This is a genomic window from Acerihabitans sp. (assembly GCF_036398755.1).
Lineage (GTDB): Bacteria > Pseudomonadota > Gammaproteobacteria > Enterobacterales > Enterobacteriaceae > Acerihabitans.
The window spans coordinates 14,550-34,717 of sequence record NZ_DASWOM010000107.1 but is presented as its reverse complement, the minus strand read 5'-3'; the positions used below and the strand labels follow the sequence as shown (position 1 = coordinate 34,717).

The following is a 20,168-nucleotide window of genomic DNA, read 5'->3' as shown; positions in this document are numbered from 1 at the left end:
AGCCACTGCTGTCGAGGTTGTACGGGCTTATTGGGTGACCAGCTTCAGGGCAACCGGGATTACCGCATCCACTTTTTCGCCTTTCAGGACCTTATCGGCGGTTTCCACGCCGATGATACCGATCTGGTCGGGCTGCTGGGCCACGGTGGCGGCAAGTTTACCGCTTTGCACCGCTTTGATGCCGTCGGCGGTGCCGTCAAAACCGACGACCAGCACATCGGTTTTATTAACGGTTTGCAGGGCGCGCATGGCGCCCAGGGCCATTTCGTCATTTTGCGCGAATACCGCCTGCACCGTCGGATGCGCGGTCAGCAGGTTCTGCATCACGTTAAGTCCTTTCGTGCGATCGAAATCGGCGGGCTGGCTGGCGAGCATAGTAAATTTATACTGATCGGCCGATTGTTTAAAGCCCTCGCCGCGCTCACGCGCAACCGATGTGCCGGCAATACCTTCCAACTGAATGACCTTGGTATTCTGGCCCAGTTTTTGGCCGATAAAATCACCGGCCATTTTGCCGCCCACCCGGTTGTCGGAGGCGATATGGCTGACGACGGTCCCTTTGCTGGCCTTACGATCCAATGTGATAACCGGGATCTTCGCCTGGTTGGCGATGATCACCGCGTTACCCACCGCGTCGGAATCGCTTGGATTGATAAGCAACAGCTTAACGCCGCGCACCGTCAGATCCTGCACGTTGGCCAGTTCCTTGGCCGGATTGTTCTGCGAATCAAGCACCACCAGCTGATAGCCCAGCTTATCCGCTTCCTGCTGGGCGCCGTCTTTCATGGAGACAAAGAACGGATTGTTCAGGGTGGATACCACCAGCGCGATACTGTCTTTCGCCAGGGCATTGCCGCTCAGAGTGGCGCCCAAGGCAACGGCGGACATCAAAAAAGCTAATTTTTTCATTTTCATCTTTATCATTCCTGCGGGGAGAGGTTATTTACTGCTTTTGTTATCCACCAGCACCGCCAGTAAAATTACCACGGCTTTAACGATCATCTGGTAGTAGGAGGAAACGCTTAATAAATTCAGTCCATTATTCAGGAAGCCCAGGATCAGCGCGCCGACCAGCGTCCCCATGATGCGACCCTTGCCGCCTGACAGGCTGGTGCCGCCCAGCACCACCGCGGCGATGGCGTCCAGCTCATAGCCGGTACCCGCCGTGGGCTGCGCCGAGGACAGGCGGGCAACTTCAATAATGCCCGCCAGGGCCGCCAGCAGCCCGCACAGCGAGTAGACGATAATCTTCACCCGATCGACGCTGATGCCGGACAGCCGGGTAGCGGCTTCATTACCTCCCAGCGCATAGATATAACGGCCCAGGCGGGTATGATGCAGCATGTACCAGGCGGCGAGAAATACCACGGCCATAATCCATACCGGCGTGGGAACGCCAAGGGGACGGCCGATGCCAAACCAGCCAAACGCGTCGGCCGCATCGCTGAAGCCGGTATTGACCGGGCTGCCGTTGGTATACACCATGGTAATGCCGCGCAGCAGCAGCATCATGACCAGGGTGGCGATAAAAGCCTGTACCTTGCCCTTGGCCACGATAAGGCCGGTCACGGCGCCGATGGCCGCGCCCAGCGCCAGCGAGGCGCCCACCGCCACCATCACGTTCATTTCCAGTCCCACCACCGAGGCGGCTATCGCGCCGGTCAGCGCCAGCAGCGACCCGACGGACAAATCAATGCCGGCGGTAAGGATCACAAGCGTCATGCCCACCGCCATAATGGCGTTGACCGAGGTCTGCTGGAGAATATTGAACAGATTGTTGAGGCTAAAAAAATTAGCGCTCATCGAGGAAACCACGGCGATCAGCACCAGCAGCGCAATCAACGATTTTTGCTCCAGCAGCCAGGCTTTACTGATGCCGCGTTTGGCGGGGATGGTCCGGGAATTCATCACTGATTCTCCTGCTGTGTACGAGGAAGCTTGCCGACGGCCGCGGCCATCAGCACTTCCTGGGTGGCCTGTCCAATGGGAAATATGCCGCTCAGGCGGCCTTCATGCATCACCATGACGCGATCGCTCATGCCCAGGACTTCAGGCATCTCGGAGGACACCAGAATGATGGAGAGCCCTTCCTGTTTGAACTGGTTGATCAACTGGTAAATTTCTTTCTTGGCGCCCACGTCCACCCCCCGGGTCGGCTCATCCAGGATCAGCACCTTGGGGCGGGTCATCAGGCCGCGCGCGATGGCGACTTTTTGCTGGTTACCGCCGGACAGCAGACCGATAGGCTGCTCCATCGACGGCGTTTTAATATTGAATAACCGAATGAAATCCCCCACCGCCACCCGCTCGTCGGCGTGCTTTAGCCAACCGGCCTGATGGCTGAAGTAGCGCAGAGCGGTCAACGTCATGTTCTCCTTAACCGACATCCCCAACACCAGCCCATCACGCTTGCGATCTTCGGAAATATAGACGATGCCGTTGGCCAATCCGTCCTGGGGCGATCTGGCCGTTACGGCGCGGCCGTCAAGGGTCACGCTGCCGCCGGTGCGCCTGGCGGCGCCATATAAGGTTTTCATCAGTTCGGTACGCCCGGCGCCCATCAGCCCGGCACAGCCCAGGATTTCCCCCTGGCGCAGGGTAAAACTGACATCGATCACCCCCGGACCCGACAGATTGCTGACGACCAGCCGCTCCGCGCCCGGACGCTGCGCAATGCGCGGATACTGTTCCTCCAGGCGGCGGCCCACCATCATTTCAATCAGTTGGTCCTCTTGCAGCCCGGTTACCGGCCGTTCGGCAATAAACTGTCCGTCGCGCATGATGGTGACATCGTCGCAGATCTCGAAAATTTCTTTTAACCGGTGGGAGATGTACACGATGCCGCACCCCTGCTGTTTCAACTCGTTTATCACGCTGAACAGAGATGCCGTCTCGGTATCGGTTAACGCATCGGTGGGTTCATCCATGATAATGACTTTTGACTGAAAGCTAATCACTTTGGCGATTTCCACCATCTGCTGATCGCCAATCGCCAATTCACCCACCAGCCGGTGGCTGCTATAGCGCAGGTTCAATCGCTCCAGTAGCCGGTCCGCCTCGCTATACATACGTTTCCAATCGATGCCGCCGAAACGGTTAAGAAATTCGCGCCCGAGGAAAATATTTTCGGCAATGGTCAGTTCGGGGATCAGATTAAGTTCCTGATGAATAATGCCGATGCCGGCATCCTGCGACGCCTTGGGGCCGCTGAAGGCGACCTCGCGCCCCATAAAGGCGAGGGTACCGGCATCCTTGTGGTATATCCCGGTCAACACCTTCATCATGGTGGATTTACCGGCGCCGTTCTCCCCCACCAAAGCCATTACCCGCCCGGGATAGACCTTGAGCGACGCGCCGGAAAGCGCTTTGACGCCTGGAAACGACTTGTCTATACCGGTCAGTTGCAATAAGGGTTGCATAGTTGCCTCAGAAGGTGACGCCGGAGCAGAGGATAACGTTGGCAAAAGGAGTGCACTCCCCGGTGCGAATCACGGCCCGGCTAAGGGCGGTCCGCCCTTTAAACGCCTGGTGGCTGATATAATCGATGTCGATGGTATTGCCCTGCGCCAGCTCAAGACGTGACAACTGGTCGAGCAACGCCCGATGCAGCGCGGGATTATGCGCGGCCATTTCGCTGGCGATAATGGCTTTTTCCACCTGCATCTCACTGGCCACCACGCCGAATACCTGTAAAAATCCCGGCACCCCCTGGGTCAGCGCCAGGTCGATCCTGTCGGTGGACGCGGGTATGGGCAGCCCGGCATCGGCAATGACGATTTCATCGGTATGTCCCAAGCGGGAAATTAACGCGGAGACATCGGCGTTAAGCAATAACCCTTTCTTCATTTCCAGATCCTCTCAGCGAAACGTTTCGCTGACCTGAAAATAATCACAAACGCGCCCGGCCACAAGCGCGAAACATCAAAAATGTGATCGCTATCGAAACGTTTCGCTGGCCTTGGCGACGCCAGTGAGGCTTTCAGGACGGCCGCATGCATGCCGGAACTCAGGGGACCATTTTTTGCCTGATCTCATATATGACATCGTCCCATCGGTCTTCGCCACGTTGGTTTAAACCCTCTTTATAGTCGTTACCGCTGCGAAAAAAATCTCTCTTGATATCAAGGATATCAATAGGGAAAAACATTTCACTGCCGGCATCCCACAGCATATTCGCCGAATGCAAATCGGCGTGTAACAGGTTGACGTTATTCATTTTTTCCAGCATATCGACAAAGCGTTCAATAGCATCGCGCGGCAGACTACTCTGGGGAAGAGAATCCAATGTCGCGCCGGGGATTTTGTACATTCTGTTATAAAAATTACCCTTGTTATCAGTAAAGATTTTTGCCGAATCCGGCCCATAAAATAAACGAAAGCTTTCCGCTTCCTTTTCCGCCAATACCTCGACATCTATATCGCTGTCGCCATCAGGATGTGGGCGCATTATTTTGATATACCAATCGGGATCCTTGCCATCCTGGAAAACGATACCATAATCGCCTGCGCCAACTTCCGTACCAAGCAGGAGTTCATGAGTGACGGATTCATCGTCGGGATCATACACATTTATTTTGCGCCCTGGCGCCGGCACTAAGTTATCGTTGCTTTCCTCAATTTTAAAACGTTTTGCCCAGGGTGGAATTTCCCCATACTGTTCTAAATCCAAGGCAAACGAATACTCGTTGAACAAACCTTCGGGGGGAAAACGATATTGAGACAACAGTGTCTTGGCTCGGTCAAGGTCGAATCCATGCAAATTCTTCAGTATATCCACAGCATGCTTACGCTTGGTAGGTCCTGCGCGGCCACTCAAGCCTATTTTGCGTATATCGTTAAGTCTTTCTCTAAAATTTTCTACATGAAATTTATTTTTTTTGAAGCGCAGGTTGATTTTTCGATTATTAACAATCAGAAAAAATTTATTTGCGGTTTTAGGGTACCTTTTCACTTTTAAATACTTATCTTTAATTTTTAAATATGCATTATTTTTCATATCCCAACGCAGGCCCAATTTATCCGGCGTGGATAAATCAAACGCGTTCACGCGCCCGCCTACAGCATTCTTGGGAATAGCGTGCCGCAACGTTTTGGCAACATGGATTGACGTCGGGGCTTCAAACAACCAGCGGCGGCCGTCAAACTCGACGGGATGGCCGCGCCTGCCGGGAATGGCCCGATTGTATATTTCATATTTTACGCCTCTTTTAGGCACCAGCGACTCACGTACCGGCACCAATTCCCCCTTCAGCTCAACCACCTTCATTATGACATCATCAACCAGAGCACCGGCGTATTTTGTCCTGACTTCAATGATTTTTCCAGCGCCATAATTCTTTGGATAAAGGTTATCAACTTGAATATACTGATAAGCATCATTAAATTTTTCTTTCCACAATTGAATTTTTTTTTCCTGTCTAGGCGTGAAGGCGGGTTTGTTATTGTGTGTGCCCAGGTGCCAGGTATGGCTTATTTTTTCATGGTACACGGGAATTATGGACTCCGTGCCGTCACGGTTCTGCAATTTGAGTTGCGGTGTTCTTTTATCAACGCTATAGGTGAGTTCATAATTTACATCATATAATTTAATGAATTTTTTCCCGTCCTGTATTGTGTAATCCAGCCCCTCCAGCCTTTCTCCGTCAATATGTATTTTATCATTTATAGCGTCATAAAATACTTTTCGTCCGGCTTGTATTGTATTACCCTTCGGCGGGTGTGTAATAAATAATTCACCTGTTTCGGTTTGACGAACCAGCACGTTGGTAGCATCCAGATCAACAACAAGATGTTTGACGGTATTGATCCCGGTTGGATTTTTTTCATGAACAAATACCCCGTCTGGTTCGAAGGCATTAACGTTTTGCAATTCCCGTGGCTTAAGGTTCAAACCCGAATTTAAAAAAGCCCGGCGGTCGGTAATGCCAACTTCTGTATTGAAAAGCAGATTGGCTAGCTCTTCAGCTGAAAATTCGTTCCTTACGCAGGTGCTGTCACCATTGATATAATGGCCGGAAATACCCAAGGCTTTTGCCGAAGTATATTTAATAATCGGATAAGTGCCTACAGTAAAAAATCCCAAAATAATGTCTTGCCCAATATTGGCGACTTCAAGAATTATAGCTTCTACTTGCGACAATTCCCCATCGCCCTTGATCCACTCCTTCACTCTCTCGGCGAGGCCGCGAACCGGATTTCTGACATATTCGCCGGCGACGAGCAGGCTATCACCCAACACTTCGCCTTGATTGGTTTTGGTTCGGATATGACAATGATTTTCTAGATATTCGCGATAGGCCATTTCTTGCAAACCGGATGAGACATCTATTGCGATTCGCTTATTCCTGCATGATTTATCCCTTTCCGGCGAAATATAAATAAAAGGCACAACGCCTCGGCCCTTGCCATGATCCGCAAAGCCTTTGCCGGCGTGGGAAAGGGTTAAAAATCGCCCTTTTTGCGCCCGGTCAGCCGGTTCAGGCTTTCTGTCGGCAATCACCGCCCCCGGCAGGCCGTCGGGCGGGCCCTGCCGGACAGGCAAAGGATAAACGGCGCGGGGATATGGCTGTGAAATAACCGGCGCCAGGCTGACTGAAAAATTGGTGGCCAGCGTGAGCGCCTGCAGCATGAGATGCGCTCTGGCGCCCGCCGCCGGATCGCCTGGCGACGCGGCCATTCGGCTCAATTTTTGCCTGATTTTTTTATCACTGACATAACTACGGGTCTGGTTGTAGTGACGACCTATATTTATCCTGTGCTGTATAACGGATAACGGCATAATCTGCATCCCTTCCCAATTTTTTTCACGGTGTTATTGAAGGCCCAATGACCTTCGGCACGGCAAAAAGCCATCAATCATGACAAGCAACATATACATTAATTAATAATGTGGCGCTGTTATCTGTATCTTGCATAAAAAAACCGGCAGGGACTAATTAAAATATAAAAATCAGAGGATTAACGATAGATTAACGAAACGGTTCGCTCTTGTGCGGAGGGCAGACTGCGTTAAGGAAAAATTATAAACAGCTGACCAACAAATAATAAAAAGCCGCGCGGTCTCGCCGCACGGCTTTTTAAGTTGGAAACCTGCATTCGGTTAATATGTAATTAACGCTGGCTGATTTGATCGTAACTGCCGCCGGTAGAGAAGTGTATTTTTTGCACCTTCTGCCAATCGCCGAATTCATCCTTAAGGGTAAATAATTTTATCTGCGGAAACTCCTTGGCAAACTCCTTGGCAACGTCAGGATCGCGCGGACGGTAATAATTCTTGGCGGCGATGCGTTGGCCTTCGGCGGAATAAAGATACTTCAGGTATTCGGTCGCGATGTCACGCGTGCCGCGTTTGTCGACCACCTTATCCACCACCGATACGGTAGGCTCCGCCAGGATGGACTCGCTTGGCGCCACGATATCGAATTTATCCTTGCCGACTTCATTGACGGCCAGCAGCGCTTCGTTTTCCCAAGCGATCAGCACATCGCCTATGCCGCGTTCCACAAAAGTATTGGTCGAGGCGCGCGCGCCGGAATCCTGTACCTCGACGTTTTTGAACAGCGCCTTGACAAAGTCCTGGGCCTTCGCCTGATCGTTATTATTGTGATGCAGGGCGTAACCCCAGGCCGCCAGGTAATTCCAGCGCGCGCCGCCGGAGGTTTTTGGGTTGGGCGTAATCACCGAAACGCCCGGTTTAATCAGATCCGGCCAATCGTGGATCTGTTTTGGATTGCCTTTACGCACCAGAAACACAATGGTGGAGGTGTACGGGGCGGAGTTGTCGGGCAGGCGGGTAATCCAGTTTTTATCGATACTGCCGCGCTCGGCAATCGCATCCACGTCGTAGGCCAGCGCCAGCGTCACCACATCCGCGTCCAGGCCATTGATAACCGAGGTGGCCTGTTTGCCTGAGCCGCCGTGCGATTGGCGCACGGTGACCTTATCACCGGTCTTGGCCTGCCAGTATTTACTGAAAGCCACGTTATAATCCTGGTATAACTCGCGCGTCGGGTCATAGGACACATTCAATATCTGCACATCTTTTGCCAGTGCGCTTCCTGATAATAAAATCAATAACAGCCCTGCTTGCCATTTCGACATCGTTCCACTCCCCAAGAGAATTTTTAATCGTATGAATAGTGCTTCACCAGAGAGTGTCAGAAATCGCTCCGCCTTTTAAAGAATAAAAACGCAATTTATATAAGCAAAAGAGATAACCGCCCGATATGGCCATGGCGAATCGGCGATGGCGAGCGCGATAAGAATGTCGGCATAAGACGATAATGCGCGGTTTGGCGCCAACGGGAGGCGAGGAAGAACGGGGGCGGTAAGGGGGAAGGTCGGTCTGGCATTTCGCCAGGGTGCCATGGAACACCGCAATGGCGTTCTCATCCATGAGAACCTGTGAAAGGTCCAACCCTGGGCGGCGCTGTTACCTTTGCCTGCTGCGCAACGTTATTAATACAGTTTTTTAGCGCATTCCAGCAAATCGCTTTTAAACGGCCGCTTCATATTTTCTATGGCATCGACGATGTCATGGTGTACCAGTTTTTCGTTTTGCACGCCGACGCAGCGCCCGCCGTAGCCTTGCAGCAGCAGCTCGATCGAATAAGCGCCCATGCGCGAGGCGAGGATGCGATCGTAGGCCACCGGACTGCCGCCGCGCTGGATATGACCCAACACCGTGGCGCGCGTTTCCCGGCCTGTTTCTTTTTCGATATATTGCGCCAGTTCGGCCACATTGCAGATATGTTCGGTAATAGCGACGATGGCGTGTTTTTTACCTTTGGCGATGCCGGCCTTGATTTCATAAACCAGATCGTCGGGTTTAAATTCCACTTCCGGCAACACGATGAATTCACAGCCGCCGGCGATAGCCGCGGACATTGTCAGGTCGCCGCAATAGCGGCCCATGACTTCAACGATGGAGATGCGTTGATGGGAAGAGGACGTATCACGCAGTCGGTCTATCGCCTCCACCACCGTTTCAAGCGCGGTGAAATAGCCGATGGTGTAATCGGTGCCGGCGACGTCGTTATCAATGGTGCCGGGCAGGCCGATGCATGGGAAACCCATTTCAGTGAGGCGTTTCGCCCCCATATAGGAACCGTCGCCGCCGATCACCACCAGGGCGTCAAGTCCGCGCTTGTTCATATTTTCGATGGAGATGACGCGGGTTCCCTCTTCCCGGAATTCCGGGAAACGCGCCGAGCCAAGAAAGGTGCCGCCACGGTTAATCATATCCGACACGCTATAGCGGTCCAGCTTGCTCATCCGATCCTGAAACAAGCCGAGGTAGCCGTCATAGACGCCATACACTTCCAATCCCTCGGACAGGCCGGCGCGCACCACGCCACGGATCGCGGCGTTCATACCCGGCGAATCGCCACCGCTTGTCAGTACTCCGATTTTCTTGATCATGACTACCTCTGAACTTTAAATATAATTGTAGAATACACTATGCCGACTCGATATCGGGTCCCATTCGCAACATGGCCCATGGCTTATGGTAAAAATAGTATATCAAATCCGTTTAGCTGAATTGATTCAGGTCAGGCAACTTCCGACTATATGATTGTTTTAAGGCATATGATAATGCATTGCATTTCCGCTTGCCCGTGCTTTTTTTCCGTACATTTGACAATGGCGCCGATAACGCAGCGCTTGGTACCATAATGCCAATGCCAGGTGAATGCAGCATTGCAGGTGATAACAAATGTTGCCATTACGCTGAAGGCCATCCTGATACTTGAGGCCTGCCGCCGATTATATTTATATTTTTGGCGTGGGCCGCGGGCGGGTTTGGGCAAAAAAAACCCCACCTTTCGGTGGGGAAGACAGGGATGGTGTCTATGGCAAGGAAAAATGGGAATGCACTATTTACTCATTACTCACTTACACTTACGTTACTTACGCGTTACTTTACTCATCACAACTTTTCACATCTCACATCATTTCACTTTGCGCTGCTACTATTGACTCAACGCTGGCTTCTGGGGCGAAGTTTGGGTCATTTCCGTCATCTGCAGCCGGATCTCGGCAATGCGCTGCTGATGTTTCTGATTCAAAATTTGTCTTTGCTCCGGGGTCAGCAGGTTGTACATTTGGTTGCGTACCTTGGCCATTTCAACCTGGCGGATTACCTGCTGCTGCGCCATTTGCTCGGTTTGAGCCCGGACCGCCGGTTCATCAAAATGTTCCGCTGTTACCAATGTATGCAGCCGTTCCATTTCGCTGATATTAAAGCGGGGCGTTGCAAGCCGGGCCTGACTCATTAAATCACGCATTTGCTGCCGCTGTTGCTCTGTGAGCCTGACGCCGTCAAACATGCTGTAATGACTATCGCTTAGCCGACTGGCCATGTCATCATGATGCCAACCTTCCGTAGCGGTCTGCTCGCCAGCCAGGGTGCTTCCTGTTGCCAGGGCGGCGGCGATGACCAATACGTTAAGTTTGTGCATCCTTAACCCCTTGACTCTTTCTTTGTTGCTTAACCATGAAGTCATTCTACTGAGGCCGCTGCAAACATGCGTCAGGGGATGTAAAGCTACGTAAAGTCATGGATTGGTAGTGATTGATGACGTATTTTGCATCATGAGGTGAATAAAAATGAATAAAATCCTTTTGGTCGATGACGATCGCGAATTAACCGCGTTATTAAAAGAATTACTCGAGATGGAAGGCTTCGAGGTGCTGGTCGCCTATGACGGCGAGCAGGCGCTGAACATGCTGGACAGCTCGGTGGATCTCTTATTGCTTGATGTGATGATGCCGCGCAAAAACGGCATCGATACGCTTAAGGAACTGCGCCAGCAGCACCAGACGCCGGTAATCATGCTGACCGCGCGCGGCAGCGAGCTGGATCGGGTGCTGGGGCTTGAACTGGGCGCGGATGATTACCTACCCAAGCCGTTTAACGATCGTGAGCTGGTGGCGCGAATCAGGGCGATTTTACGCCGTTCGCAATGGACTGAGCAGCAGCAGGCCGGCGATGCCGGCACCCCCGCGCTGGAAGTGGATTTTCTACGCCTGAATCCGGGGCGGCAGGAGGCCACCTTCGACGGCGTCGCGCTGGAGCTGACCGGCACCGAATTCACCCTGCTTTACCTGCTGGCCCAGCATCTTGGCCAGGTGGTATCCCGCGAACACCTGAGCCAGGAGGTGCTGGGCAAACGCCTGACGCCGTTTGACCGGGCGATCGATATGCACATCTCGAACCTGCGGCGCAAACTGCCGGAACGCAGGGACGGACATCCGTGGTTCAAAACGCTGCGGGGACGGGGCTACCTGATGGTATCGGCCGCATGATAAACAGTTTAACCGCCAGGATCTTCGCCATTTTTTGGCTGACCCTGGCGTTGGTGCTGATGCTGGTGCTGATGGTGCCCAAGCTGGATTCGCGTCAGTTGACGACGCTGCTCGACAGTGAACAGCGCCAGGGCATCATGCTGCAACAGCATGTGGAAGCGGAGCTGGCCGGCGATCCGGCCAATGACCTGATGTGGTGGCGGCGGCTGTTCCGTTCCATTGATAAATGGGCACCGCCCGGGCAGCGGCTGATCCTGGTCACCAGCGAAGGACGCGTTATCGGCGCCCAGCGTAATGAGATGCAGGTAATCCGTAATTTCATCGGCCAGTCCGATAACTCCGACCATCCGCAAAAGAAAAAATATGGCCGCGTCGAATTGGTGGGGCCGTTCCCGGTGCGTGACGGCGAAGACAACTATCAGCTTTATCAAATCCGCCCCGCCGGCAATTCACAGTCTGATTTCATCAACCTGATGTTCGACCGCCCGCTGTTGCTGCTGATCGTGACCATGCTCATCAGCATTCCGCTGCTGCTCTGGCTGGCCTGGAGCCTGGCGAAACCGGCGCGTAAGCTCAAGCACGCCGCCGATGAGGTCGCCCGCGGCAATTTACGCCAGCATCCCGAGCTGGAGTCCGGCCCACAGGAATTTTTAGCCACCGGCGTCAGCTTTAACCAAATGGTCAGCGCTCTGGAAAGGATGGTTAATGCGCAGCAGCGTCTGCTGTCCGATATCTCCCACGAGCTGCGCACCCCCTTGACGCGTTTGCAGCTGGCTACCGCCCTGATGCGGCGTAAACATGGCGAAGGCCATGAGCTGGCCCGTATCGAAACCGAGGCACAGCGACTGGACTCGATGATTAACGATTTGCTGGTCCTGTCGCGCAATCAGCATAAGAACGAATTGACCCGCGAATACGTTACGGCCGGCGATCTGTGGAGCGATGTGCTCGATGATGCCAAATTTGAAGCCGAGCAGATGGGTAAAACATTGCTCATTGCCTCGCCTCCCGGTAATTGGATGCTGGTCTGCAATCCCGCCGCGCTCGACAGCGCGCTGGAAAATGTGGTGCGCAACGCGCTGCGCTATTCAAATCAGCAAATTTCGGTGACGTTTACCGCCGATGCGCAGGGCGTCACTATTATCGTCGACGACGACGGCCCGGGCGTCAGCGCTGAAGACCGGGAACAGATTTTCCGGCCGTTCTATCGCACGGACGAGGCGCGCGATCGCGCTTCCGGTGGTTCCGGACTGGGCCTGGCGATTGTCGAAAAAGCGGTGGAGCAACATCACGGCTGGGTCAAAGCGCAGGATAGCCCGTTGGGCGGACTGAGGCTTATCATGTGGCTGCCGTTGCATCACCGGCGCCAGGCGGCGGGCGCAGAAAGCAAAGCCGAGGATAAATAAGGCGTATCCGGCGGCCGCGGTTGCGGCATGCCGCCGTTTTTTTTGCTATCCTTCGCCCTCGTCAAGGGGGCATCATGCTACACATCGTTTTATTCGAGCCGGAAATCCCGCCAAATACGGGCAATATCATACGCCTGTGCGCCAACACCGGTTTTCATCTGCATTTGATCGAGCCGTTGGGATTTAACTGGGATGATAAGCGCCTGCGCCGCGCCGGCCTGGACTATCATGAGTTCGCCCATATCAGGCGCCACCCTGATTATGAGTCTTTCCTGGCCGCGCAAACGCCGCGACGGCTGTTTGCGCTGACCACCAAAGGCGGACCGGCCCATAGCGCGGTGAGCTATCAGCCGGATGACTATCTGCTGTTCGGTCCGGAGACGCGCGGGTTGCCGCCCGATATCCTCGATACCCTGCCCCTGGATCAAAAGATCCGTATCCCCATGCAGCCGGGCAGTCGCAGCATGAATCTTTCCAACGCGGTTTCAGTGGTGGTCTATGAAGCCTGGCGCCAGCTGGGGTATGAGAGCGCGCGTCCGTAGCCGTTAACGCCGGTCAGATACCGTCGCCATATTCAAAACCCTGGCCGCCAAAGTATTGATCCATATCCATCGACGGCTTATCGCTATCCGGCCGTCCGACAATCCTGGCGGGCACGCCGGCGGCGGTGGTATGCGGCGGCACCGATTGCAGCACCACGGAACCCGCGCCGATTTTGGCGCCCCGCCCGACCTCGATATTGCCGAGGATGGTGGCGCCGGCGCCAATCATTACGCCTTCGCGAATCTTCGGGTGGCGATCGCCGCTGGTTTTACCGGTCCCGCCGAGCGTAACCGACTGGAGGATGGAAACGTCGTTTTCAACGACCGCCGTTTCACCGATAACGATGCCGGTGGCATGATCGAGCATGATGCCGCAGCCGATATTGGCGGCCGGGTGGATATCGACGCCGAAGGAGACCGAAATTTGGTTTTGGAAATAGATGGCCATCGCCTTGCGATCCTGGCCCCATAGCCAATGGCCGATACGATAGGCCTGCAAGGCGTGAAACCCCTTAAGGTACAAAAGCGGCGTGGAGAATTTATCCACCGCCGGATCGCGCAGCCGCACCGCGTTGATATCGCGCGCCGCCGACACAATCATCTGCAGATCGGCGCTGTATGCCTCTTCGACGATTTCCCGGATGGCAATGGCGGGCATAATCGGATTGGCGAGCTTATTGGCCAGCATATAGCTTAACGCGCTGCCGAGGTTTTCATGTTTGAGCAGGGTCGCATGAAAAAAACTGGCCAGCATGGGTTCACAATCCGCCAGCAAACGTGCTTCAGCTTTAATGTTATTCCAGACTAATTCCAATTCTTCAGTGGACATACTCACTACCTTCCGCGGATGGGTATCTGCTGTCATACCGGCGTCAACCGCCGGTTTTTTCATCTTTCTGCGCCCGACCCAGCAGGGTCAGGGCTGCTTCCCTGGCGTTTTTATGCTGGTAAAGCACCTGGTATAGTTGCTCAGTAATCGGCATTTCCACCCCGGCGCGCCCGGCCAGCGCCAGCACTTCCTTGGTGTTGCGGTAACCTTCCACCACCTGGCCGATGGAATCCTGCGCGGCCTGCACGTCGACGCCCTGGCCCAGGAGCATGCCGAAACGCCGGTTACGGGACTGGTTATCGGTACAGGTCAACACCAGGTCGCCCAGCCCCGCCATGCCCATAAAGGTGCTGGGGTCGGCCCCCAGCGCCGTGCCGAGGCGGGTCATTTCAGCCAGGCCGCGGGTAATCAGGGCGGTGCGGGCGTTGGCGCCGAAACCGATGCCGTCGGATATGCCGGCGCCGATGGCAATGACGTTTTTAACCGCGCCGCCGAGCTGGACGCCGATAAAATCAGGATTGCCGTAGACCCGGAAACTTTTGCCGCAGTGCAGTAAATTCTGCAGATCCGCCGAAAAAACGGCGTCGGTGGCCGCCAGGGCGATTGCGGTGGGCAGGCCCGCCGCCAGTTCCCTGGCAAAGGTCGGTCCGGAGATGACCGCCAGGGGGATATCATCGCCCAGCACCTCGCGCGCGACGTCGGCCAGCAATCGTCCGGTTTCCGCCTCCAGGCCCTTGGTCGCCCAAACCACCCGGGCATCCGGCCGCAAATGGGGCTTTAATTGCGCCAGAACGCTGCCGAATACGTGGCTGGGGACCACGAGCAACACATCGCGGCCGGCGGCAAGCGCCAGCGATAAATCCGTTTCCAGGCGCAGCGAGGGCGGGAAAGGCACATCGGGCAAAAACGCCTGATTGCATCGCGCCGCCTGCAGCGCCTGGATATGTTGCGGTTCGTGCCCCCAGAGCACCACCTCATGACCATTGCGTGCCAGGGTAATAGCCAGGGCCGTACCGTAGGAACCGGCACCAATAACAATCATTGAGGCGTTCTTGTGCATTATCAGGCTTCCTGCGCCGGCTGGCTTCCTTCGCTTTCCGACTGCTGTTGCAGGTAGTTCATGAATAAGGCGTCGAAGTTTACCGGCGCCAGGTTCAATTGCGGGAACGTGCCGCGTGAAACCTGGCTGGTGATGCATTCGCGGGCATACGGGAACAGGATATTCGGGCAGTATGCGCCCAGGCAATGGGCCATTTGCGCGCCGTCGATGCCGGAAATAGTGAAAATCCCCGCCTGCTGGACTTCACATAAGAACGCGGTTTCCTCGCCAAGCGAAGCGGTGACGGTAACCCGCAGCACCACTTCATAGATCCCATCGGCCAGTTGGCTGGACGCGGTATCCAGATCCAGTTTGATTTCCGGCTGCCATTCCAACTGGAAAACCTTCGGCGCGTTCGGCGCTTCAAACGAGACGTCTTTGGTATAGATACGCTGGATCTGAAACGCCATCTCGGTACTATTTTGTTCTGACATTAAAAAAACCCTATGGTTAATGTGCTGCATGCGCCCGGGCGCGCCGGCCGGCCCCGCCTATTTCAGCAGGGGATCCAGGCCGCCGCGCGCATCAAGCGCGTGTAAATCATCACAGCCACCCACGTGCTGTCCGTCGATGAAAATTTGTGGAACCGTGGTGCGCCCGCTGCGTTTAATCATTTCTTCCCGTTTATCCGCGTCCCCGTCAATGGGTATTTCCTGGAACACGGCGTTCTTGCGGGTGAGTAAAGCCTTGGCGCGATGGCAATATGGACACGTCGATTTGGTGTAGATTTCTATATTGGCCATGGTTCCCCCTTTCAGGTAATAATTTATTTACCCCGGACCAGCGGTAAATTTTCTCCGCTCCAGCCGGATATGCCTTCTTTCAGAACATAAACCCGCTCAAAGCCTGCTTTACTCAGGTTTTCGGCCGGTTCACGCGATGTGCTGCCGGTGGCGCACACCACGATGACCGGTTTGGTCTTGGCCTTGTCCAGCTCGCCCAGACTGCCGTTTTTGATCTCCGCCGACGTCAGGTTAAGCGCGTTGGCGATATGTCCTTTACGGTAATCTTCACGGGTGCGCAGATCAACGATCGCCGCGTCTTCCTTGTTGATCAAGCGGATGGCTTCGCCGCGGGAAATTTCATTAACCTTGGAAAAACGATTTTTGAACGTTGTGACGATGACGGCGATCAATAAAGCGACCCACGCCAAACATAGCATAGGGTGATCGCTGACGAACTGCGTAATTTCTTGCATGGGGTGTAAAAGCTCCCGTTAGTTGTGGCCACGCTTTGAAGCATTCGAGTATACCCTCGCATTACGGCAAATTCAGCCAATATACATGACCGAAAAGAAGAAACTACCTGCAATGCGCGTCATGTCGCTAAAAACAGGGCGGTTTATCGGCTGTTTTGTTCCGCGCGCGCGGGCGCCGGCCATGGCATGGCCGCAAGAGATGACTGGTAAGCGGCAGTTCAACGTGGAATAATCCCGCCAATGAGGGGAAAGGCATCGTTGAACAGATTGAGTGTCAGGGAAAACGGCCGGCAGCGCCGTCCTTCCACGCGAAAACATACCATGTTCGCCAGCATTATTTTCGCTGGCGTTATGTTATTGCCCGCGATCGGCCGTGCCGAGGATAATAACCAACAGCTCAAAACCCTGCAGCAAAGCATTGCCGAAAAAGAGAAAAGCGTGCATCTGCAACAGCAGCAGCGCGGTAAACTGCTCGGGCAGTTGAAGCAGCAGGAAATCGCCGTCTCCCAATCCAGCCGTCTCCTGCATGAAACGCAGGCCAACCTGGCGGCGCTGGACAAGGCGATTGCCCGGCTTGACCTGTCCATCAAACAGTTGGAAGCGCGGTTGGCCGCGCAGCAGAAGCTGCTGTCCAAACAGCTCGACGCCGTCTTCCGGCAAGGCCGCAACGCGGGCATGCAGCTTATCCTGAGCGGTGAGCAGAGTATGCGAAACGAGCGTATATTTGCTTACTACAGCTATCTGAATGAAGCGCGGGAAAAATCCATCCGCGATCTTGGCGCCACCCGGCAGGCGCTGACGGACCAGAAAAAAGAACAGCAACAAAAGCAGCAGCAGCAAACCGCCCTGCTGCAACAGCAGAGCGCGCAGCAAGACGTGCTGGAAAAAGCCCGCGCGGCCAGGCGTAAAACCGTTTCAAGCCTCGACTCGTCTATTGCGCAGGATCAGCAAAGCCTGGGCGAACTGCGTCAGAACGAATCACGTTTGCGGGATAACATCGCCCGGGCGGAGCGGGAAGCGCGGGCGCGGGCCGAACGGGAAGCACGGGAAGCGCAGCAGGTCCGCGAACGCCAGGAACAAGCCAAACGCAAAGGCGATACCTATAAGCCTTCGCCCACCGAACGCGCCCTGGTTTCCCGCACCGGCGGCCTGGGACAGCCGGCGGGCCAGGATTTGTGGCCGGTCCGGGGACGTACGCTGCATCGGTTTGGTGAATCCCTGCAAGGTGAACTACGCTGGAAAGGCATGGTGATCGCCGCGGCGGAAGGCAGTGAAGTCAGGGCCATCGCCGACGGACGCGTCCTGATGGCGGACTGGCTGCAAGGATATGGGCTGGTGGTGGTGGTTGAACATGGCAAAGGCGATATGAGCCTTTACGGCTATAACCAAAGCGCGCTGGTAAGCGTAGGCGCCCAGGTCAGATCCGGCCAGCCCATCGCGCTGGTGGGCAGCAGCGGCGGCCAGGGAAGTCCTGCGCTCTATTTTGAAATTCGTCGCCAGGGCCAGGCGGTGAACCCTTTACCCTGGTTAGGAAGATAGTTTGCTTAGGAAAAACCTTCATCGCATTTTAATGACCATCCTGCTCACCGCCTCCGCCGGGGTTAATGCCGGCAAACTGGCGATTGTCATCGATGACTTTGGCTATCAGCCGCGTAACGAAAACCAGGTTCTCGCCATGCCGACGGCAGTGTCGATTGCGGTGTTGCCCAACGCGCCCCATGCGCGGGAAATGGCCACCCGGGCGCATCAGCAGGGGCGCGAGGTACTGATCCATCTGCCGATGGCGCCCCTGAGCAAGCAGCCCCTGGAACGCGATACGCTGCGGCCCGAAATGAGCCGCGATGAAATAGCGCGCATCGTGCGCGACGCGGTCGGCAAAGTGCCCTACGCCCGCGGGGTCAACAATCATATGGGCAGCGCCATGACCTCGAGTCTCGGCGGCATGCGCAATGTCATGCAGGTGCTGGAACAATATCCCTTTTATTTCCTCGACAGCATGACCATCGGCAACAGCCAGTCGCGCCAGGCGGCCGCGGGCACCGGCATCAGCGTCATTAAGCGTAACGTTTTTCTGGACGATACCAGCAACGAAGCGGACATTCGCCAGCAGTTCAACCGCGCCGTCGCCCTGGCCCGCCGTAACGGCTCGGCGATCGCCATCGGTCATCCCCATCCCAATACCGTCCGGGTCTTGACGCAAATGTTGTCCACGCTGCCCGCGGATATTGTGCTGGTACGGCCAAGCATGTTATTGAATGAATCCTACGCCCCGGCCCCCGCGCCTGGGCCAAAACCCGTGCCGCCGCGCACCCCGTTCCGTGGCATACCACAGTGTATCGCGAAACAAACGCCGCCGCCGGTCTACGCCGACGCCATGTTCAAGGCCATATTCTCAAGCCTTGAAGACACGCGACGGGTTATGTTCGGCGGGGGCGGCAAACCGTTGCCGGCGCCATCGCGCCCGGAAAAGTAATGGGTTGCGACCGTGAAACGCGGGATAATGGCGGGTGATTACCCGTGTTATCGGGCCTTAAATGACAATCATCACATATTAGGAATGCATGACGATGCCACAAAGCCGGATGAAAATTCTTCTCTTGGACAGCGGCAAGGAATGGGGCGGTGGCACCAACAGCATGCTGGAATTGCTTAAACGCATCGACCGCGACAAATTCGATATAAGTTGCTGTTTTTATAATAATTATTCTCGCGACAACAACGAGACCGTCAGCGAGGTGCTGTCGGCGCTTGGGATCCAGGTATTCTTTATTCCCCAAACCTGTCAACCCGCCTGGGCGAAATGGGGTAAGGAATTCCTTCGTACTATCTTGTTTTTTAATAAAAAAATCCGGCTGTCGGCCATTTACGCCATTGATAAAATCTGGCGCATTGATCCCAATATCAATAAAATCAATTCCCTATTGGAAATGGGCCAATATGATATTTTGTATATGAACAACCAGCCCAGCTCCAATGTCGAGGGATATTACGCCACCATGGGTTTATCGACCACCGTGGTGCAGCACTGCCGTATCGAACCGGTGATGAGCCGCCAGATAGTCAAGATGGTCAATAGCTTATGCCATGCCATCATCTCGGTATCCTCCGGCGTGCAGGATAAGCTGATCCAAAGCGGCGTGCGCCCGGAGATCTGCTATACGGTATTTAACGGCATCGATGTCGAACAGCCCCTGCCGGACGGCCTGCCGCTGCGCCACGCGTTAGGCGCGGACGATCAAACCTTTATCTTCGGCAGCATAGGTTCCCTTATCCCGCGCAAGGCGCACCACCATACCCTGCAGGCCTTGCATTTATTCAACCAGGCCTATCCCGAGGCGCGTTGGAAAATGGTGATTGTCGGGGCGGGTCCCGAGCATCAGCGCCTGGTCAGGATGGCCGCCGGCTTTCGCCTGCTGGATAAAGTGGTGTTTACCGGTTTTAAAAGCAACGCCATGGAATATCTGGCCGCCTTCGATACCTTCATTCTGGCGTCGCGCAGCGAAGGTTTGCCGCGCGTGATCCTGGAAGCCATGCTGCTCAACACGGTGGTTATCGGATCCGACGTGACCGGCACCATGGAATTGATAAAACATGAAACAACCGGACTGCTGTTCCCCTACGGCGATACCCAGACCCTGTTCAAACAGTTGAACAGGGTTTATCTCGATGCCCAATATCGCCGCACGCTGGCGCAGCAGGCCAATCATATGGTGAAGACCCATTTCACCATCGATAAATATGTCCTGGGCGTCGAAGCCGTGCTCGGCAGCATAAAAACACTTTGAGG

General features: G+C 54.8%; 20 protein-coding genes. 7 read left to right on the top strand and 13 right to left on the bottom strand.

Features of this window, described 5'->3' with window-relative positions:
- Positions 1-27 precede the first annotated feature (27 nt).
- From rbsB to cpxP, 8 genes are all read right to left on the bottom strand, one after another.
- A complete protein-coding gene (gene rbsB / locus VGC33_RS17890) occupies positions 28-915 on the bottom strand; it encodes a ribose ABC transporter substrate-binding protein RbsB (RefSeq protein ID WP_331122125.1) in 888 nt (295 codons plus the stop codon).
- A gap of 24 nt (positions 916-939) precedes the next feature.
- Positions 940-1,908, bottom strand: coding sequence for a ribose ABC transporter permease (gene rbsC, locus VGC33_RS17885; RefSeq protein WP_331122124.1), 969 nt, complete (start codon positions 1,906-1,908; stop codon positions 940-942).
- Entirely contained in the window at positions 1,908-3,419 is a 1,512-nt protein-coding gene (gene rbsA / locus VGC33_RS17880) for a ribose ABC transporter ATP-binding protein RbsA (RefSeq protein WP_331122123.1), read from the bottom strand. Before rbsA ends, rbsC begins: the two co-directional genes overlap by 1 nt.
- 7 nt (positions 3,420-3,426) lie before the next feature.
- A complete protein-coding gene (gene rbsD / locus VGC33_RS17875; protein WP_331122122.1) occupies positions 3,427-3,846 on the bottom strand; it encodes a D-ribose pyranase in 420 nt (139 codons plus the stop codon).
- A gap of 160 nt (positions 3,847-4,006) precedes the next feature.
- Positions 4,007-6,778 (bottom strand): OspG family effector kinase, encoded by a 2,772-nt coding sequence (locus VGC33_RS17870; RefSeq protein ID WP_331122121.1) that lies wholly within the window; start codon positions 6,776-6,778, stop codon positions 4,007-4,009.
- Positions 6,779-7,110: 332 nt separating this feature from the next.
- Positions 7,111-8,100, bottom strand: a complete 990-nt coding sequence (locus VGC33_RS17865) for a sulfate ABC transporter substrate-binding protein (RefSeq protein WP_331122120.1) — start codon at positions 8,098-8,100, stop codon at positions 7,111-7,113.
- Positions 8,101-8,457: 357 nt separating this feature from the next.
- Positions 8,458-9,420, bottom strand: coding sequence for a 6-phosphofructokinase (gene pfkA, locus VGC33_RS17860; RefSeq protein ID WP_331122119.1), 963 nt, complete (start codon positions 9,418-9,420; stop codon positions 8,458-8,460).
- 551 nt (positions 9,421-9,971) lie between these two features.
- Positions 9,972-10,460 carry a cell-envelope stress modulator CpxP gene (gene cpxP, locus VGC33_RS17855; RefSeq protein ID WP_331122118.1) on the bottom strand — a complete coding sequence of 163 codons (489 nt, stop codon included), beginning with the start codon at positions 10,458-10,460 and terminating at the stop codon, positions 9,972-9,974.
- A gap of 148 nt (positions 10,461-10,608) precedes the next feature.
- Between cpxP and cpxR the strand changes: the two genes are divergently transcribed.
- The 3 genes from cpxR (at position 10,609) to trmL (ending at position 13,255) form a co-directional block, all read left to right on the top strand.
- Entirely contained in the window at positions 10,609-11,307 is a 699-nt protein-coding gene (cpxR, locus tag VGC33_RS17850) for an envelope stress response regulator transcription factor CpxR (RefSeq protein ID WP_331122117.1), read from the top strand.
- On the top strand, positions 11,304-12,713 hold the full coding sequence (cpxA, locus tag VGC33_RS17845; RefSeq protein ID WP_331122116.1) for an envelope stress sensor histidine kinase CpxA: 1,410 nt from the start codon (positions 11,304-11,306) through the stop codon (positions 12,711-12,713). Before cpxR ends, cpxA begins: the two co-directional genes overlap by 4 nt.
- A gap of 74 nt (positions 12,714-12,787) precedes the next feature.
- Complete coding sequence (trmL, locus tag VGC33_RS17840; protein ID WP_331122115.1) at positions 12,788-13,255, top strand: tRNA (uridine(34)/cytosine(34)/5-carboxymethylaminomethyluridine(34)-2'-O)-methyltransferase TrmL; 468 nt, start codon at positions 12,788-12,790, stop codon at positions 13,253-13,255.
- A 13-nt stretch (positions 13,256-13,268) separates the two neighbouring features.
- On the opposite strand, the gene cysE is transcribed toward trmL, so the two are convergent.
- Genes cysE through VGC33_RS17815 form a run of 5 tightly spaced genes read right to left on the bottom strand, consistent with a single transcriptional unit; the run spans position 13,269 to position 16,381 of the window.
- Complete coding sequence (cysE, locus tag VGC33_RS17835) at positions 13,269-14,084, bottom strand: serine O-acetyltransferase (RefSeq protein WP_331122114.1); 816 nt, start codon at positions 14,082-14,084, stop codon at positions 13,269-13,271.
- A gap of 43 nt (positions 14,085-14,127) precedes the next feature.
- Positions 14,128-15,144: an NAD(P)H-dependent glycerol-3-phosphate dehydrogenase gene (gpsA, locus tag VGC33_RS17830; protein WP_331122113.1), complete on the bottom strand. Its 1,017-nt coding sequence runs from the start codon at positions 15,142-15,144 to the stop codon at positions 14,128-14,130.
- A gap of 2 nt (positions 15,145-15,146) precedes the next feature.
- The gene (gene secB, locus VGC33_RS17825; RefSeq protein ID WP_331122112.1) at positions 15,147-15,617 is read right to left on the bottom strand and encodes a protein-export chaperone SecB; all 471 of its coding nucleotides are present in this window, start codon (positions 15,615-15,617) and stop codon (positions 15,147-15,149) included.
- Positions 15,618-15,674: 57 nt separating this feature from the next.
- A complete protein-coding gene (grxC, locus tag VGC33_RS17820; RefSeq protein WP_331122111.1) occupies positions 15,675-15,926 on the bottom strand; it encodes a glutaredoxin 3 in 252 nt (83 codons plus the stop codon).
- A 23-nt stretch (positions 15,927-15,949) separates the two neighbouring features.
- On the bottom strand, positions 15,950-16,381 hold the full coding sequence (locus VGC33_RS17815; RefSeq protein ID WP_331122110.1) for a rhodanese-like domain-containing protein: 432 nt from the start codon (positions 16,379-16,381) through the stop codon (positions 15,950-15,952).
- Between the two features lie 85 nt (positions 16,382-16,466).
- Between VGC33_RS17815 and VGC33_RS17810 the strand changes: the two genes are divergently transcribed.
- The 4 genes from VGC33_RS17810 to VGC33_RS17795 all read left to right on the top strand — a co-directional run bounded on the left by VGC33_RS17810 (position 16,467) and on the right by VGC33_RS17795 (position 20,166).
- Entirely contained in the window at positions 16,467-16,613 is a 147-nt protein-coding gene (locus VGC33_RS17810) for a hypothetical protein (protein WP_331122109.1), read from the top strand.
- An 8-nt stretch (positions 16,614-16,621) separates the two neighbouring features.
- The gene (gene envC / locus VGC33_RS17805) at positions 16,622-17,920 is read left to right on the top strand and encodes a murein hydrolase activator EnvC (RefSeq protein WP_414636956.1); all 1,299 of its coding nucleotides are present in this window, start codon (positions 16,622-16,624) and stop codon (positions 17,918-17,920) included.
- A 31-nt stretch (positions 17,921-17,951) separates the two neighbouring features.
- Complete coding sequence (locus VGC33_RS17800) at positions 17,952-18,854, top strand: divergent polysaccharide deacetylase family protein (protein WP_331122163.1); 903 nt, start codon at positions 17,952-17,954, stop codon at positions 18,852-18,854.
- Positions 18,855-18,948: 94 nt separating this feature from the next.
- Positions 18,949-20,166 carry a glycosyltransferase gene (locus tag VGC33_RS17795; RefSeq protein WP_331122162.1) on the top strand — a complete coding sequence of 406 codons (1,218 nt, stop codon included), beginning with the start codon at positions 18,949-18,951 and terminating at the stop codon, positions 20,164-20,166.
- The last annotated feature ends 2 nt before the right edge of the window (positions 20,167-20,168 follow it).

Excerpts from the sequence above, each read along its gene's own strand:
- rbsB (WP_331122125.1), bottom strand. The coding sequence starts at position 915 with ATGAAAATGAAAAAATTAGCTTTTTTGATGTCCGCCGTTGCCTTGGGC.
- rbsC (WP_331122124.1), bottom strand. The coding sequence starts at position 1,908 with ATGAATTCCCGGACCATCCCCGCCAAACGCGGCATCAGTAAAGCCTGG.
- rbsA (WP_331122123.1), bottom strand. The coding sequence starts at position 3,419 with ATGCAACCCTTATTGCAACTGACCGGTATAGACAAGTCGTTTCCAGGC.
- rbsD (WP_331122122.1), bottom strand. The coding sequence starts at position 3,846 with ATGAAGAAAGGGTTATTGCTTAACGCCGATGTCTCCGCGTTAATTTCC.
- VGC33_RS17870 (WP_331122121.1), bottom strand. The coding sequence starts at position 6,778 with ATGCCGTTATCCGTTATACAGCACAGGATAAATATAGGTCGTCACTAC.
- VGC33_RS17865 (WP_331122120.1), bottom strand. The coding sequence starts at position 8,100 with ATGTCGAAATGGCAAGCAGGGCTGTTATTGATTTTATTATCAGGAAGC.
- pfkA (WP_331122119.1), bottom strand. The coding sequence starts at position 9,420 with ATGATCAAGAAAATCGGAGTACTGACAAGCGGTGGCGATTCGCCGGGT.
- cpxP (WP_331122118.1), bottom strand. The coding sequence starts at position 10,460 with ATGCACAAACTTAACGTATTGGTCATCGCCGCCGCCCTGGCAACAGGA.
- cpxR (WP_331122117.1), top strand. The coding sequence starts at position 10,609 with ATGAATAAAATCCTTTTGGTCGATGACGATCGCGAATTAACCGCGTTA.
- cpxA (WP_331122116.1), top strand. The coding sequence starts at position 11,304 with ATGATAAACAGTTTAACCGCCAGGATCTTCGCCATTTTTTGGCTGACC.
- trmL (WP_331122115.1), top strand. The coding sequence starts at position 12,788 with ATGCTACACATCGTTTTATTCGAGCCGGAAATCCCGCCAAATACGGGC.
- cysE (WP_331122114.1), bottom strand. The coding sequence starts at position 14,084 with ATGTCCACTGAAGAATTGGAATTAGTCTGGAATAACATTAAAGCTGAA.
- gpsA (WP_331122113.1), bottom strand. The coding sequence starts at position 15,144 with ATGCACAAGAACGCCTCAATGATTGTTATTGGTGCCGGTTCCTACGGT.
- secB (WP_331122112.1), bottom strand. The coding sequence starts at position 15,617 with ATGTCAGAACAAAATAGTACCGAGATGGCGTTTCAGATCCAGCGTATC.
- grxC (WP_331122111.1), bottom strand. The coding sequence starts at position 15,926 with ATGGCCAATATAGAAATCTACACCAAATCGACGTGTCCATATTGCCAT.
- VGC33_RS17815 (WP_331122110.1), bottom strand. The coding sequence starts at position 16,381 with ATGCAAGAAATTACGCAGTTCGTCAGCGATCACCCTATGCTATGTTTG.
- VGC33_RS17810 (WP_331122109.1), top strand. The coding sequence starts at position 16,467 with ATGACCGAAAAGAAGAAACTACCTGCAATGCGCGTCATGTCGCTAAAA.
- envC (WP_414636956.1), top strand. The coding sequence starts at position 16,622 with ATGAGGGGAAAGGCATCGTTGAACAGATTGAGTGTCAGGGAAAACGGC.
- VGC33_RS17800 (WP_331122163.1), top strand. The coding sequence starts at position 17,952 with ATGACCATCCTGCTCACCGCCTCCGCCGGGGTTAATGCCGGCAAACTG.
- VGC33_RS17795 (WP_331122162.1), top strand. The coding sequence starts at position 18,949 with ATGCCACAAAGCCGGATGAAAATTCTTCTCTTGGACAGCGGCAAGGAA.